This is a genomic window from Nocardioides terrigena (genome assembly GCF_003047265.1).
Taxonomy (GTDB): domain Bacteria; phylum Actinomycetota; class Actinomycetes; order Propionibacteriales; family Nocardioidaceae; genus Nocardioides; species Nocardioides terrigena.
The window spans coordinates 317,068-332,285 of record NZ_PZYY01000003.1; the positions used below are offsets into that span (position 1 = coordinate 317,068).

The window sequence follows — 15,218 nt, forward strand, 5'->3', positions numbered from 1 at the left end:
GGAAGGCGGAGGAGCGAAGACGGCCTGAGAGCGAAGCGGCCGTCGAGCGACGACAACGCCGCCCAGCGCCGCTTATCGCAGCGCCGACGTGTACTTGTCGTAGCCCTCGGCTTCTAGTTGATCCGCCAGCTCCGGGCCGCCCTGCTCGGCGATCCGGCCGTCGACGAAGACGTGCACGAAGTCGGGGGTGATGTAGCGCAGGATGCGGGTGTAGTGCGTGATCAGCAGGACACCCTTGCCCTCCTGGGCGCGGAAGCGGTTGACACCGTCGCTGACGACGCGCAGCGCGTCGATGTCGAGGCCCGAGTCGGTCTCGTCGAGGATGGCGACCTTGGGGTTGAGCAGCTCGAGCTGGGCGATCTCGTGGCGCTTCTTCTCGCCACCGGAGAAGCCCTCGTTGACGTTGCGAGTGCCGAACGTCGGGTCCAGGTTGAGCTGCTCGAGAGCCGCGTTGACGTCCTTGACCCAGGTGCGGAGCTTGGGGGCCTCGCCGTCGATGGCGGTCTTGGCGGTGCGCAGGAAGTTGGACACCGAGACGCCGGGGACCTCGACGGGGTACTGCATCGCCAGGAACATCCCGGCGCGGGCGCGCTCGTCGACCGTCATCGCGAGGACGTCCTCGCCGTCGAGGGTCACGGTGCCGCCGGTGATCGTGTACTTCGGGTGGCCGGCGATGGAGTAGGCCAGCGTCGACTTGCCCGACCCGTTGGGGCCCATGATCGCGTGGGTCTCACCGTCGTTGATCGTCAGCGTGACGCCCTTGAGGATCTGCTTGGGACCGTCCTCGGTGTCGACGGTGACCTGGAGGTCCTTGATCTCGAGCTTGCTCATGCGGGGGTGACTCCGTTCAGGGTGGTGTCGGTGTCGACCCAGACAGCCAGGCTGCCCGCGTCGTCACGGACGTCTACAGGGAAGGTTGCTACAGGTTCGGTGGCCGGCAGGCCGGTGGGCTTGCCGGTGCGGAGGTCGAAGCGCGAGCCGTGCAGCCAGCACTCGACCGTGCAGTCCTCGACCTCGCCCTCGCTCAGGGCGACGGCCGCGTGCGAGCACTGGTCCTGGATGGCGAAGACCTCGTCGCCGTCCCGGGCCACCGCGACCTCGTAGGCCCCGACGGTGACCGCGAGGGCCTCGTCGGTGGGTACGTCGGCGAGCGCGCACGCCTTGACCCAGGCCATCAGAGGTCCTTCAGCACATTCTTGGCGAGCTCGGCCTCGACCGTGCTCATCAGCCTGTCCTCGATGGAGGGCACGCCGATCTTGCGGATCAGGTCGTTGAAGAAGCCGTGCACGACGAGTCGGCGGGCCTCCTTGTCGTCGATGCCGCGGGCGCGGAGGTAGAACAGCTGCTCGTCGTCGAAGCGGGCGGTGGCGCTGGCGTGGCCGGCCCCCTCGATCTCGCCGGTCTCGATCTCGAGGTTGGGGACCGAGTCGGCGTGGCAGCCGTCGCTGAGCACGAGGTTGCGGTTCTCCTCGTAGGTCTCGATGCCCTCGGCGACCTTGCGGATCAGCACGTTGCCGATCCACACGGTGTGGGCGCCCTGGCCCTGGAGCGCGCCCTTGTACATCACGTTGCTCTTGGTGCGCGGCGCGTCGTGGTCGGCGAAGAGCCGGTGCTCGATGTGCTGGCCGGCGTCCGCGAAGTAGAGGCCCAGCAGCTCGGCGGACCCGCCGGGACCGTCGTAAGTCACGTTGGCGTCCATCCGGACGACGTCGCCGCCGAAGCTGACCGCCACGTGCTTGTACGTCGCGTCGCGGCCGACCAGCGTCTGGTGGTGGGTGAGGTGGACGGCGTCGTCCTCCCAGTCCTGCAGCGAGATGACCGAGGCCTGGGCACCGTCGCCCACCACGACCTCGACGACCTGCGCCATCGACGCGTGGCCGGTGTGGTTGAGCACCACGGTGGCGCGCGAGTGGCGGCCGAAGCGGAGCACGACGTGGCCCGCCTCGGTCACGCCCGCGTCCTCGCCGGTCAGCTCGACGACGACCGGCTCGGTGACGTCGGCGTCGGCCGGCACGTCCACGAGCAGCGTCGAGGGCACCTCGGCGAGGACACGCGCCGCGAAGCGGGTGTTGGGCACGAGGCCGCTCACCCCGCGCAGCGCGCGCGCCTCGTCGCCGTCCACGCCCTCGACGCGCACGCCGGCCGGGGTGTTCCAGGTGCACGCCGTGGCGCTCGGCTGGAACTCCGCGTCCGCGTGGAGGCCCTTGAGCCGCTTGAGCGGGGTGAAGCGCCAGATCTCCTCGCGGCCGGTGGGCACCACGTGGTCGGCGACGTCGAAGGAGCCCGCGGGGTGCAGGTGGCTCTCGACCTTGTCCACCTCGAGGGCAGACCGAACAGAATCCGTGACAGTCACTACAGCTCTACTTCTTTCCTACGTACGACGGGTGGTCTGGGGGCGGTGCCGATCCCGGAGGATCAGCCGACCGCACCCTCCATCTGCAGCTCGATCAGGCGGTTGAGCTCGAGGGCGTACTCCATCGGGAGCTCCTTGGCGATGGGCTCCACGAAGCCGCGGACGATCATGGCCATCGCCTCGTCCTGCTCCATGCCGCGCGACATCAGGTAGAAGAGCTGGTCGTCGGAGACCTTGGAGACGCTCGCCTCGTGGCCCATCGACACGTCGTCCTCGCGGATGTCGACGTAGGGATAGGTGTCGGAGCGCGAGATCTGGTCGACGAGCAGCGCGTCGCACAGCACGTTGGACTTGGAGCCGTAGGCGCCCTCGTTGACCTGGATGAGGCCGCGGTACGACGTCCGGCCACCGCCGCGCGCCACCGACTTGCTCAGGATCGAGCTGGAGGTGTGGGGCGCCGCGTGCACCATCTTGGCGCCGGCGTCCTGGTGCTGGCCCTCGCCCGCGAAGGCGATCGACAGGGTCTCGCCCTTGGCGTGCTCGCCCATCAGGTAGATGGCGGGGTACTTCATCGTCACCTTGGAGCCGATGTTGCCGTCGACCCACTCCATGGTCGCGCCGGCCTCGCAGGTGGCGCGCTTGGTGACGAGGTTGTAGACGTTGTTGGACCAGTTCTGGATGGTCGTGTAGCGGCAGCGACCACCCTTCTTGACGATGATCTCCACGACGGCCGAGTGCAGCGAGTCGGACGAGTAGATCGGTGCGGTGCAGCCCTCGACGTAGTGCACGTAGGCGTCCTCGTCGACGATGATGAGGGTGCGCTCGAACTGGCCCATGTTCTCGGTGTTGATCCGGAAGTAGGCCTGCAGCGGGATGTCCACGTGGACGCCCTTGGGGACGTAGATGAACGACCCGCCGGACCAGACGCTGGTGTTGAGCGCGGCGAACTTGTTGTCGCCGACCGGGATCACCGTGCCGAAGTACTCCTGGAACAGCTCGGGCTGCTCGCGCAGCGCCGTGTCGGTGTCCAGGAAGAGGACGCCCTGCTCCTCGAGGTCCTCGCGGATCGAGTGGTAGACGACCTCGGACTCGTACTGCGCGGCGACACCGGACACGAGGCGCTGCTTCTCCGCCTCGGGGATGCCGAGCTTGTCGTAGGTGTTCTTGATGTCCTCGGGGAGGTCGTCCCAGGAGGTCGCCTGCTTCTCGCTGGAGCGGACGAAGTACTTGATGTTGTCGAAGTCGATGGTGCTGAGGTCGGAGCCCCAGGTCGGCATCGGCTTGCGGTGGAAGAGCTTGAGGCCCTTCAGGCGCAGGTCGAGCATCCACTGCGGCTCGTTCTTCTTCGCGGAGATGTCGCGGACGACGTCCTCGTTCAGCCCGCGGGTCGCGGCGGCGCCGGCCGCGTCGGAGTCGGACCAGCCGAACTCGTAACGGCCGATGCCCTGGAGCTCGGGGTTGAGCTCTTCGATGGAGGTCATGCCTTCTCCTTGGTGCTCGAGGGGGTGCTCGTGGTCTGGGTGGTGCCGGTCGTGCTGGGGATGCAGGTCGTGCAGACGCCGTCGCCGTGGGCGATCGTCGCCAGCCGCTGGACGTGCGTGCCGAGGACCCGGCCGATGGCCTCGGTCTCGGCCTCGCACAGCTGCGGGAACTCGTGGGCCACGTGTGCGACCGGGCAGTGCTGCTGGCAGAGCTGGTCGCCGATCGGGAGCTGGCGCACGGTGGCCGCGTAGCCACCGGCGGTGAAGACCCGGGCGAGGGCCTCGGCCGGGGTGAGCGTGGGCTCCTCGGCCATCACGGCTGCGTAGTCGCGCTCGACGAAGGCGACCCGGCGCCGGGCGAACTCGACGACCGCGTCCTCGCCCTGGGTCTCGGCGACGAAGCGCAGCGCGGCGACCGCGAGGTCGTCGTACTGCTGGTCGAAGGCGTCGCGACCGGAGTCGGTCAGCGCAAAGACGCGAGCCGGGCGCCCACGACCGCGGTGGCCGTAGACCTTCTGCTCGCGTCCCTCGACGGTGCCGCTCTCGGCCAGGTGCTCGAGGTGTCGACGCACGGCGGCCGGCGTCAGCTCGAGCCGCTCGGCCAGCGCAACGGCCGTGGAGGGGCCGTTCTCGAGGATCGACCGAGCCACCCGCTCACGGGTCGGGGCGTCCCTGTCGGGCGCCGCAGCAGTCGTCCTCACGAATTGCACAACGCAAGTGTGACGTTAATGCTTCCACGCATTCAAGCAAGGGTCCCCTTACCCGGACCCGCTGCAAGCGTCAGGAGGCCGTACGACGTCGGAACGTGCGGATGGCCAGCGGCGCCACCACGGCGGTGATCAGCAGGATCCAGCCGATCGTGAACGGGATCGGGTGGTGCATCGGGAAGGCCGCGCCCGGAGCGAGGGGCTGGTCGTTGCCCCAGAGGACCCGGACCGACTGGGTCAGGGACGAGATCGGGTTCCACTCCGCGATGAAGCGCAGCACGGTGGGCATCTGGTCGGTCGGGGCGAACGTGTTCGCGAGGAAGGTGATGGGGAACATCGTCGCGAACATCACGCCGTTGACCGCCTCGACCGAGCGCATCGCCGAGCCCACCCAGATCCCGACCCAGATCATCGCGAAGCCCCAGCCCAGGAGCAGCAGGTAGCCGAGGACCGCCTCGGGCACGCCGGTGTGGATGCGCCAGCCGATGAGCAGCCCGGTCAGGGACATCACCACCAGGCCGATCGAGGAGTGCGCCAGGCTGGAGATGCTGCGTCCCACCAGGACGGCCGAGGAGTTGATCGGCAACGAGCGCATCCGGTCGACGATGCCCTTCTCGAGGTCCGCGGTGAGGCCCACGGCGACGATGAAGGACGCGAAGGCGACCGTCTGGGCCATGATCCCGGGGAGCAGCCACGCGCGGTAGCCCGCCGGGGTGTCGACAGCGATCGACGAGCCGAACACGAAGGCGAAGAGCAGCACGAACATCACCGGCTGGATGGTGACGTCGAGCAGCATCTCGGGCATCCGGCGGATGTGCAGGAAGTTGCGGCGGGCGATCGACCACGACTGGCCCATCAGCCCGGTCTGGCGGATCTCGGGGCGCTCGAGCGTCCTCATCGGACGGCCTCCTTGCTCTGGTCGGTGGAGCTGGTCCCGTCGGAGCCCGCGTCGGCCTCCGCATCCTCCGCGCGGTGGCCGGTCAGGTGGAGGAACACGTCGTCGAGGCTCGGGCGCTTGAGCCCGATGTCGTCGAGCACGATCCCGCTCTCGTCGAAGATGCCGGCGACGCGGGTCATGTGGCCCAGGCCCTCGGCGGGCGCGGTGATCTGGCGGGCCCCGTGGTCGACGTGCATCTCCCGGACGTGGGGTCGCATGAGCGCCTCCGCGGCCTCGAGGTCCCTGGCCTCCGAGACGGTGACGACCAGCGCCGCCGCCCCGGACTGGTCCTTGAGCTGCAGCGGGGTGCCCTCGGCGATCACCGTCCCGCGGTCGATGACCACGATGTTGTCGGCCAGCTGGTCGGCCTCCTCGAGGTACTGCGTCGTGAGGAGCAGCGTCGTACCGTCCGCCACCAGCTCGCGCAGCACCTCCCACAGCTCGACGCGCGAACGCGGGTCGAGCCCCGTGGTGGGCTCGTCGAGGAACAGCACCGGTGGCGTGGCGATGAGGCTGACCGCCAGGTCGAGGCGGCGGCGCATGCCCCCGGAGTAGGTCTTGGCGATCCGGTCCCCCGCCTCCCCGAGGGAGAAGCGCTCCAGGAGGTCCTCGCTGGCCCGCGAGATGTAGCCCTTGTCCAGGCCGTAGAGCTGGCCGATGAGGCGGAGGTTCTCCCGGCCCGTGAGCAGCTCGTCCACAGTGGCGGCCTGGCCGGTCAGGCCCATGCTGCGTCGCACGGCGTCAGGCTCCTGCACCACGTCGTGCCCGGCGACCCGGGCCGTCCCGGACGTCGGCAGGGTGAGTGTTGTCATCATCCGCACCGTGGTGGTCTTGCCGGCCCCGTTGGGACCCAGGAGGCCGAGGACCGAGCCCTCCGGAACGACGAACGAGACGTCGTCGACGGCGACGGTGTCGCCGAAGTGCTTGACCAGGTGCTCCGCCTCGATGGCGTGGGTCGATGTCATGCAGCCCACGCTAGCCACCACCGGGGACAGGGCGCGTCCGCTTTTCCTCGGGGCCGCTCCTAGACTTCCCAGCGTGCCGACCGACTCGCCTTCCCACGGCCCTGCCGTCGAGGTCGACGGACTGGTCATGCGGTACGGCGACAAGGTCGCCGTCGACGGCCTGTCCCTGCGCGTGGAGCGCGGCTCCGTGACGGCCGTCCTGGGACCCAACGGCGCAGGGAAGACCACCACGCTGGAGACCTGCGAGGGCTACCGCCGGCCGCAGGGCGGCACCGTCCGGGTGCTGGGGCTCGACCCGCACCGCCAGCGTCGTGCCCTGCTCCCCCGCATCGGGGTGATGCTGCAGGACGGGGGTGCCTGGTCGGGAGTCCGGGCCATGGAGATGCTCGACCACATCGCGGCACTGCACGCCCACCCTCTCGACACGGCCATGCTCAGCGACCGGCTCGGGCTCGCCGACTGCGGGCGCACGCCGTACCGGCGCCTCTCCGGCGGCCAGCAGCAGCGCCTCGGCCTGGCCATGGCCCTGGTCGGACGCCCCGAGCTCGTCTTCGTCGACGAGCCCACCGCCGGCATGGACCCCCAGGCCCGGCGGGCCACGTGGGAGCTGCTCGACGAGCTGCGCGCCGACGGGGTGACCGTCGTGCTCACCACCCACCACATGGACGAGGCCGAGCACCTCGCGGACACCATCCACATCATCGACCGTGGCCGCCTCATCGCGTCGGGCTCGCCGACCGAGCTCACCAGCGGCGGCCGGTCCGCCACCATCCGCCTCGTTGTCACGAGGCCGTTCCCCGACGGCGCGCCGGAGTCGCTGCGCACCGCGCTCGGGCCGGACACCGAGGTGACCCAGCTGGACGCCGTGAGCATGCTCATCACCGGTCCCGCCGACGGCAGCACCCTGGCGACGGTCTCGGCCTGGTGCGAGCGCCACGACGTGCTGCCCGAGTCGCTCTCCCTCGGCCGTCGCACCCTCGAGGACGTCTTCCTCGAGCTCACCGGTCACGAGCTGGTCGGATGAAGGGCACCCCCGTGAGCACCTTCGCCCCCCGCCCCGGAGCCGCCCCGCTGCACCGTCAGGTCGCCGCGCAGGCCCGGATGGAGGCGCGGCTCATGCTGCGCAACGGCGAGCAGCTCCTCCTGGCCATCGTCATCCCCGTGATCGTGCTCGTCGGCGGCGTCGCCGGTGCCGACCGGCTGGGTCTCGACCTGGAGGGCCACCGGGCCGTCGACGTCCTCGTGCCCGGGGTCCTGGCGCTGGCCGTGATGTCCACGGCTTTCACGTCGATCGCGATCGCCACCGGGTTCGAGCGCCGCTACGGCGTGATCAAGCGCCTCGGCGCCTCACCACTCCCCCGCCACGGCCTCCTGCTCGGCAAGGTGCTGGCCCTGCTCAACGTGGTGGCGCTCCAGCTCGTCGTGCTGGTCGTGGTCGGACTCGCCCTGGGCTGGCAGCCCACCCTCGACGAACCGGTGACGACGGTCGGCTCCACCGTGCTCGCGGTCGCGGCCGGTACCTGGGCGTTCGCCTCGCTCGGCCTCTTCGTCGCCGGTGTGCTCCGCGCCGAGGCCACCCTGGCGCTGGCCAACCTCGTCTACCTGCTCCTCATGGTCGGGGGCGGCGTGGTGCTCCCCACGTCGTCGTACGGCGCCGCGTCCGGCTTCCTCCAGTGGCTCCCTTCGGCGGCCTTGGGCGACGCGATGCGCGCCGCCCTCGTCGACGCCCGCCTCGACGCCACCGCGATCCTCGTCCTCCTCGTCTGGGGTGCCGTCGGCACCCTCCTGACCGCACGCACCTTCACCTGGGAATGACATGACCCGCCTCGACCAGTCCGCCGACCTCCGACCCACCTCCGGCGTCCGACGCCTCGCGTGGCCGCTGGCCGTCGCCAACCTCGTCGCCAACATCGGCATCGTCATCACCGGCGGGGCCGTGCGGCTCACCGGCTCCGGCCTCGGCTGCCCGACGTGGCCGCGCTGCACCGACGACTCGTACGTCGCCCACGGCGAGCTCGGCATCCACGGCGCGATCGAGTTCGGCAACCGGCTGCTCACCTTCGTGCTGGTCGTCCTGGCCGTCGCGCTCTGGGTCGTCATGCTCGTGGGCCTGGTCCGCTCCTGGCGCAGCGAGCGGGAGTGGCGTCCCTTCCTCCTGGCGACCACCGTGGCGCTCGGCATCCCGGCCCAGGCGATCATCGGCGGCATCACGGTGCACACCGACCTCAACCCCTGGATCGTGTCCCTGCACCTGCTCGTCTCGATGGCGATCATCGGCGTCTGCGTGGTGCTGCTCGACGAGCTGCGCGGGCCCGACCGCGACGGCTCCCCCCGGCTGGCCGCCCTGGCCTGGGCGGTCTTCGCGGTGACCTGGGTGGTGCTCTACCTCGGCACCGTCGTCACCGGCAGCGGCCCGCACTCCGGCGACCTCGACTCGCGTCGTACGGGCCTGGACCCCCAGGTCATGTCGCACGTGCACGCCGCGGCGGTCTACCTGCTGCTCGCGCTCACCCTGGGGCTCGCCGTCGCCGCCCGTCGGGTCGGTTCGCCGACCCTGGCCCGCGCGGTCCTCCTGCTGCTCGTCCTCGAGGTGGCGCAGGGGGTCGTCGGCTTCGTGCAGTACTTCACCGACCTGCCGGAGATCCTGGTCGGCATCCACATGCTCGGCGCCGCGCTCGTCTCCGCGAGCGTCACCTGGGTCGTCCTGGCGGTCCGCCCACGCCACCGCGGCTGAGCTCCGTCGGTCCGGTCCCGGCCCGGCCTCAGCCGATGAGCGGGTCGAGGGCGACCGCGACGAACAGCAGGCTGAGGTAGAGGTTGGAGTGGTGGAACAGCCGCATCGGGTTGATCACCGACAAGTCGTCCGAAGCCTTGGTGCGGCGCCACATCCGGTGGGCCTCGACGAGGAACACGGCCCCGAGCACGCCCGCCGCGGTGGGGTAGAACCAGCTGGTGCCGGCGACCGGCCACAACAACAGGGACGTGGCGACCATCACCCAGCTGTAGAGGACGATCTGCCGCCCGACGGACGCCGCCGGGGCGACGGCCGGCAGCATCGGCACGTCCACGCCGGCGTAGTCCTCGCGGTAGCGCAGGGCCAGGGCCCAGGTGTGCGGCGGCGTCCAGAAGAAGACGACCAGGAAGAGGATGACGGGCGTCCATGCCAGCTCGTTGGTCACCGCCGTCCAGCCGATGAGCGCCGGGAAGCAGCCGGCCAGGCCGCCCCACACGATGTTCTGCGTCGTGCGGCGCTTGAGCACCATCGTGTAGACGAGCACGTAGAACGCGTTGGCCAGCAGGGAGAGCGCGGCCGAGAGCCAGTTGACCCACACCGCCAGCACGACGGTCGACAGGACGGCCAGGACGGTGGCGAAGACGAGCGCCGACAGCGGCGAGACGATGTGCCGCGGGAGGGCACGGCGCCGCGTGCGCCGCATCTGCTCGTCGATGTCGCGGTCGTAGACGCAGTTGAAGGCCGACGCGGACCCGGCGGACAGCGCACCGCCCACGACGGTGGCGGCGACTAGCCCGAGCGGCGGGATGCCGCGGGCCGCGAAGAACATCACCGGGACGGTGGTGAGGAGCAGCAGCTCGATGACGCGGGGCTTGGTGAGCCCGACGTACGCCGCCACGACGTCACGGAACGAGGCGCGCTCTCCGCCTGTCGCCGGGTCACCGGAGGGCGCCGACGGCACGGCAGCGTTGGCCGAACGGCCGACGTGGGACACGGTGGGGACCTCGCGGGAAGGGGGACGGTGCGGGGTCGAGTCTAGACCTCGGCATGAGTAGGCTCGGCGGTGCCTGCCAATGATCGTCCGAGAGGATCCCCGTGCCTTCCACCGTGCCCGCGCTCGACTGGACCGAACTCGACTCGAAGGCCGTCGACACGGCGCGTGTCCTGGCCATGGACGCCGTCCAGAAAGTCGGCAACGGCCACCCGGGCACGGCCATGAGCCTGGCCCCCGCGGCGTACCTCCTGTTCCAGAAGGTCATGCGGCACAACCCCGCCGACCCGCACTGGGCCGGGCGCGACCGCTTCGTGCTGTCGGCCGGCCACAGCTCGATCACCCTCTACACCCAGCTCTTCCTGGGTGGCTGGGGACTCGAGCTGGACGACCTCAAGGCGCTGCGCACCTGGGGCAGCAAGACTCCCGGTCACCCCGAGCACGGCCACACCGCTGGCGTCGAGACCACCACCGGACCGCTCGGTCAGGGTGTCGGCAACGCCGTGGGCATGGCGATGGCCGCCCGCCGTGAGCGCGGGCTGCTCGACCCGGGCGCGGCAGACGGCGCCTCGCCGTTCGACCACCACGTCTACGCGATCTGCAGCGACGGCGACCTCCAGGAGGGCGTGAGCGCCGAGGCCTCGTCCATCGCCGGCACGCAGCGGCTCGGCAACCTCACCGTCATCTACGACGCCAACCGCATCTCCATCGAGGGCGACACGGACGTCGCCTTCACCGAGGACGTCGGTCGGCGCTACGAGGCCTACGGCTGGCACGTCCAGACCGTCGACTGGACCCACGACGGCACCACCTACACCGAGGACGTCCCGCAGCTGCACGACGCGATCCGCGCGGCGGCGGAGGCCACCGACCAGCCCAGCCTGATCGTCCTGCGCACCGTCATCGCCTGGCCCGCGCCCAACGCACAGGGCACCGGCGCCTCGCACGGCTCCGCGCTCGGCGCCGAGGAGGTCGCGGCGACCAAGAAGATCATGGGCTTCGACCCCGACCAGCACTTCGAGGTGCCCGAGGCCGTCATCGAGCAGACCCGCTCGCTCGTTGCTCGCGGCAAGGAGGCACAGGCCGCCTGGGAGAAGGAGTTCGCCGACTGGCGCGACGCAGCCTCCGCCGACGTGCTCGCCACGTGGGAGCGCATGCAGACGCGCGCGCTGCCCGACGGTCTCGCCGAGGCGCTGCCGACCTTCGACGCCGACGAGAAGGGTGTCGCCACCCGCAAGGCCTCCGGTGCCGTCATCAACGCGGTCGCCGCCCTCATGCCCGAGCTGTGGGGCGGCTCGGCCGACCTGGCGGAGTCCAACAACACCACGATCAAGGACGCCCCTTCCTTCATCCCGAAGGACCGCTCGACCGACGAGTGGACGGGCGACCCGGAGGCGGGCCGTGTCCTGCACTTCGGCATCCGCGAGCACGGGATGGGCGCGATCCTCAACGGCATCACGCTGCACGGCGGCACCCGCGTCTTCGGCGGGACGTTCCTCACGTTCTCCGACTACATGCGCGGCTCGGTGCGGCTCGCGGCCCTGATGGGCCTCCCCGTCACCTACGTGTGGACCCACGACTCGATCGGGCTCGGCGAGGACGGACCGACCCACCAGCCGATCGAGCACCTGGCCGCCCTGCGGGCCATCCCGGGCCTGGACGTCGTGCGCCCGGCCGACGCCAACGAGACCGCGGCCGCGTGGCACGCGATCCTGCAGAACACCGACCGTCCGGCCGGTATCGCCCTCACGCGCCAGAACGTGCCGGTCTTCCCCCGCGGCGCCGACGGCTGGAGCGACACCAGCAACGTGCACCGGGGCGGCTACACGCTGCTCGACGTCGAGGACGGGCTGCCCGACGTGGTCCTCGTCGGCACCGGGTCGGAGGTCCAGGTGGCCGTGGCGGCCAGGGCGCTCCTCGCCGAGGACGGCATTCGCGCCCGCGTCGTCTCGATGCCGTGCCGCGAGTGGTTCGACGCACAGGAGCCGGCCTACCGCGAGAGCGTGATCCCGCCCACCGTCAAGGCGCGCGTCTCCGTCGAGGCGGGCATCGCCATGGGCTGGCGCGAGATCGTCGGCGACCACGGCCGGATCGTCTCCATCGAGACCTACGGCGCCTCGGCCGACTACGCACGCATCTACGAGGAGTACGGCATGACGGGCGAGGCGGTCGCCGCAGCCGCCCGCGACAGCATCCACGCCGTCACCGACTGACCTGCGCACCGCGCACATCCGACCACCACCATCGGAGGAATCCCATGACTGACCGAATGAAGGCCCTGGCGGACGCCGGGGTGTCGATCTGGCTCGACGACCTGTCCCGCGAGCGCATCGAGACCGGCAACCTCGCCGAGCTCATGGAGACGCGCTCCGTCGTCGGTGTCACCACCAACCCGTCGATCTTCGCCGCGGCGCTGGCCGAGGGCGAGCGGTACGACGCCCAGGTGCGCGAGCTCGCCGCCGACGGCGCCGACGTCGACGCCACCGTCTTCGCGCTCACCACGACCGACGTGCGACAGGCCTGCGACATCCTGCGCCCGGCGTACGACGCCAGCAACGGCGCGGACGGTCGCGTCTCGATCGAGGTCGCACCGACGCTGGCGTTCGACACCTCCGCGACCGAGGAGGCGGCGAAGGCGCTGTGGGCCGAGGTGGACAGGGACAACCTGCTCATCAAGATCCCCGCCACCACCGAGGGCGCACCCGCGATCACCACCGTCCTCGGCGAGGGCATCAGCGTCAACGTCACCCTGATCTTCGGCCTGGACCGCTACCGCGGTGTCATGGAGGCCTACGTCGCCGGGCTGGAGAAGGCTCGCGACAACGGCCATGACCTCTCGGGCATCCACTCGGTCGCGTCGTTCTTCGTGTCCCGCGTGGACACCGAGATCGACAAGCGGCTCGAGGCCATCGGCGGCGACGAGGCGCTCGGCCTGCGCGGCAAGGCGGGCGTGGCCAACGCCGTCCTGGCCTACCGCGACTTCGAGGAGTTCTTCAGCGGCGAGCGCTGGGAGTCCCTCGCCGCGGCCGGCGCCAACAAGCAGCGCCCCCTGTGGGCCTCCACCGGCGTCAAGAACCCCGACTACCGCGACACGATGTACGTCACCGACCTCGTGGTGCCCGACACCGTCAACACGATGCCGGAGAAGACCCTCGAGGCCTTCGCCGAGCACGGCGAGGTCGAGGGTGACCGGGTCACCACGACGTACGCCGAGGCGCAGGCCGTGATGGACCGGCTCGCCGCCGTCGGCATCGACTACGACGACGTGATCGCCACCCTCGAGCAGGAGGGTGTCGAGAAGTTCGAGGCCTCGTGGGCCGAGCTCCTCGACACCGTGTCCGGCCAGCTGAAGGCCGCGGGCGAGGGAACCTCGGCGTGACCTCGTCGCCCGTCGACCCGGTGACCACGCAGGCGTGGTCGGAGCTCGCCGACCTCGCGGCGACCTCCTCCCCCGACCTGCGGGCGTGGTTCGCCGACGACCCGGGCCGGGTGGAGCGGCACACCCACACGGCGGGCGACCTGTTCGTCGACCTCTCCAAGAACCTCGTCGACGACGACGTGCTCGCGGCGCTGCTGGCCCTCGCCGACGAGGTCGGGCTGGCCGCGCGGCGCGATGCCATGCTCCGCGGCGAGCGCATCAACGTCACCGAGGACCGGGCGGTCCTCCACACGGCCCTGCGCCAGCCGGCCGGGGCGACCGTGGAGGTCGACGGGCACGACATCGTGGCCGACGTGCACGAGGTGCTCGGGCGGGTCTACGACTTCGCCGAGCGCGTGCGGTCCGGGGCATGGACCGGGGTGACCGGCAAGCGCATCGCCACGGTGGTCAACATCGGCATCGGCGGCTCGGACCTCGGACCGGTGATGGCGTACGAGGCGCTCGCGCCGTACGTCCAGGACGGCCTCGAGTGCCGGTTCATCAGCAACATCGACCCGACCGACTGCGCCACCACGCTGGCCGGCCTCGACCCCGAGACCACGCTGTTCATCGTCTCCAGCAAGACCTTCGGCACCCTCGAGACGCTCACCAACGCCCGGCTGTGCAAGTCGTGGCTGCTCGACGGCCTGCGCGCGGCGGGGTCGATCGGGGACGACGACGGCGACGCCGACGCGGTGGCGCGTCACTTCGTCGCGGTGTCCACCGCCCTGGACAAGGTCGCCGACTTCGGGATCGACCCGGACAACGCCTTCGGGTTCTGGGACTGGGTCGGCGGGCGCTACTCGCTGGACTCCGCGATCGGCACGTCGCTGGTGGTGGCGATCGGCCCGGAGCGCTTCGCCGAGCTGCTGGCGGGCATGCACACCATGGACGAGCACTTCCGCACCACCGAGCTGGCCCGCAACGTGCCGGCGCTGATGGGGCTGCTCAACGTCTGGTACGTCAACTTCCTCGGCGCCGACACCCACGCCGTGCTCCCCTACAGCCAGCTGCTGCACCGCTTCCCGGCGTACCTCCAGCAGCTGACCATGGAGTCCAACGGCAAGGGCGTCCGCTGGGACGGCACCCCGGTCACCACCGAGACGGGCGAGGTCTTCTGGGGCGAGCCCGGGACCAACGGGCAGCACGCGTTCTACCAGCTGATCCACCAGGGCACCCGGCTGGTGCCCGCCGACTTCATCGCCGTCGCCACCCCGGCCCACCCCCTGCGCGACGACGAGGCGGACGTGCACGAGCTGTTCCTCGCCAACTTCTTCGCCCAGACGGCGGCACTGGCCTTCGGCAAGACCGCCGACGAGGTGCGAGCCGACGGCACCGCCGAGGACGTCGTCCCGGCACGGGTGTTCCCGGGCAACCGCCCGACCACCTCGATCATGGCCCCGGCCCTGACCCCGTCGGTGCTCGGGCAGCTGATCGCGCTCTACGAGCACATCACCTTCACCCAGGGTGTCGTGTGGGGCATCGACAGCTTCGACCAGTGGGGCGTCGAGCTCGGCAAGCAGCTGGCCCAGCAGGTGGCCCCCGCGGTCGCCGGCGACGCCACGGCGCTCGCCGGTCAGGACGCCTCCACCCGCTCCCTGGTCTCCTACTACCTGGCCCACCGCGGCTGAT

Annotated in this window: 14 protein-coding genes; 6 read left to right on the plus strand and 8 right to left on the minus strand. The window is 70.7% G+C overall.

What is annotated here, in order from left to right; translation table 11 throughout:
- Nucleotides 1–72 precede the first annotated feature (72 nt).
- The 7 genes from sufC to DAE25_RS08265 form a co-directional block, all read right to left on the minus strand.
- Complete coding sequence (gene sufC / locus DAE25_RS08235) at nt 73–831, minus strand: Fe-S cluster assembly ATPase SufC (RefSeq protein ID WP_107765716.1); 759 nt, start codon at nt 829–831, stop codon at nt 73–75.
- Entirely contained in the window at nt 828–1,175 is a 348-nt protein-coding gene (locus DAE25_RS08240) for a non-heme iron oxygenase ferredoxin subunit (RefSeq protein WP_107765717.1), read from the minus strand. Before DAE25_RS08240 ends, sufC begins: the two co-directional genes overlap by 4 nt.
- Complete coding sequence (gene sufD, locus DAE25_RS08245; protein WP_234410920.1) at nt 1,175–2,317, minus strand: Fe-S cluster assembly protein SufD; 1,143 nt, start codon at nt 2,315–2,317, stop codon at nt 1,175–1,177. Before sufD ends, DAE25_RS08240 begins: the two co-directional genes overlap by 1 nt.
- A gap of 98 nt (nt 2,318–2,415) precedes the next feature.
- Nucleotides 2,416–3,834 carry a Fe-S cluster assembly protein SufB gene (gene sufB, locus DAE25_RS08250; protein WP_056888680.1) on the minus strand — a complete coding sequence of 473 codons (1,419 nt, stop codon included), beginning with the start codon at nt 3,832–3,834 and terminating at the stop codon, nt 2,416–2,418.
- Nucleotides 3,831–4,544 (minus strand): helix-turn-helix transcriptional regulator, encoded by a 714-nt coding sequence (locus DAE25_RS08255; protein ID WP_056888681.1) that lies wholly within the window; start codon nt 4,542–4,544, stop codon nt 3,831–3,833. The genes sufB and DAE25_RS08255 overlap by 4 nt, the downstream gene beginning before the upstream one ends.
- Nucleotides 4,545–4,614: 70 nt before the next feature.
- Nucleotides 4,615–5,439, minus strand: coding sequence for an ABC transporter permease (locus DAE25_RS08260; RefSeq protein ID WP_107765719.1), 825 nt, complete (start codon nt 5,437–5,439; stop codon nt 4,615–4,617).
- Nucleotides 5,436–6,443, minus strand: coding sequence for an ATP-binding cassette domain-containing protein (locus DAE25_RS08265; RefSeq protein WP_107765720.1), 1,008 nt, complete (start codon nt 6,441–6,443; stop codon nt 5,436–5,438). Before DAE25_RS08265 ends, DAE25_RS08260 begins: the two co-directional genes overlap by 4 nt.
- 73 nt (nt 6,444–6,516) lie before the next feature.
- On the opposite strand from DAE25_RS08265, the gene DAE25_RS08270 reads away from it, so the two are divergent.
- From DAE25_RS08270 to DAE25_RS08280, 3 genes are read left to right on the plus strand one after another with little or no spacing between them, the layout of a single operon-like run.
- Nucleotides 6,517–7,467, plus strand: a complete 951-nt coding sequence (locus tag DAE25_RS08270) for an ABC transporter ATP-binding protein (protein ID WP_234410921.1) — start codon at nt 6,517–6,519, stop codon at nt 7,465–7,467.
- Between the two features lie 11 nt (nt 7,468–7,478).
- Nucleotides 7,479–8,258 (plus strand): ABC transporter permease, encoded by a 780-nt coding sequence (locus tag DAE25_RS08275; protein WP_234410922.1) that lies wholly within the window; start codon nt 7,479–7,481, stop codon nt 8,256–8,258.
- A gap of 1 nt (nt 8,259) precedes the next feature.
- Nucleotides 8,260–9,177 carry a COX15/CtaA family protein gene (locus tag DAE25_RS08280; RefSeq protein WP_107765723.1) on the plus strand — a complete coding sequence of 306 codons (918 nt, stop codon included), beginning with the start codon at nt 8,260–8,262 and terminating at the stop codon, nt 9,175–9,177.
- 28 nt (nt 9,178–9,205) lie between these two features.
- Here DAE25_RS08280 and DAE25_RS08285 read toward each other — a convergent pair whose 3' ends face one another.
- The gene (locus tag DAE25_RS08285; RefSeq protein ID WP_107765724.1) at nt 9,206–10,171 is read right to left on the minus strand and encodes a heme o synthase; all 966 of its coding nucleotides are present in this window, start codon (nt 10,169–10,171) and stop codon (nt 9,206–9,208) included.
- A gap of 176 nt (nt 10,172–10,347) precedes the next feature.
- Here DAE25_RS08285 and tkt point away from each other — a divergent pair, with 176 nt between their 5' ends.
- Genes tkt through pgi form a run of 3 tightly spaced genes read left to right on the plus strand, consistent with a single transcriptional unit; the run spans nt 10,348 to nt 15,217 of the window.
- Nucleotides 10,348–12,381 carry a transketolase gene (gene tkt, locus DAE25_RS08290; protein WP_234410949.1) on the plus strand — a complete coding sequence of 678 codons (2,034 nt, stop codon included), beginning with the start codon at nt 10,348–10,350 and terminating at the stop codon, nt 12,379–12,381.
- 44 nt (nt 12,382–12,425) lie between these two features.
- The gene (tal, locus tag DAE25_RS08295; protein ID WP_107765726.1) at nt 12,426–13,547 is read left to right on the plus strand and encodes a transaldolase; all 1,122 of its coding nucleotides are present in this window, start codon (nt 12,426–12,428) and stop codon (nt 13,545–13,547) included.
- Nucleotides 13,544–15,217, plus strand: a complete 1,674-nt coding sequence (gene pgi / locus DAE25_RS08300) for a glucose-6-phosphate isomerase (protein ID WP_107765727.1) — start codon at nt 13,544–13,546, stop codon at nt 15,215–15,217. The genes tal and pgi overlap by 4 nt, the downstream gene beginning before the upstream one ends.
- Nucleotide 15,218: the final 1 nt, after the last annotated feature.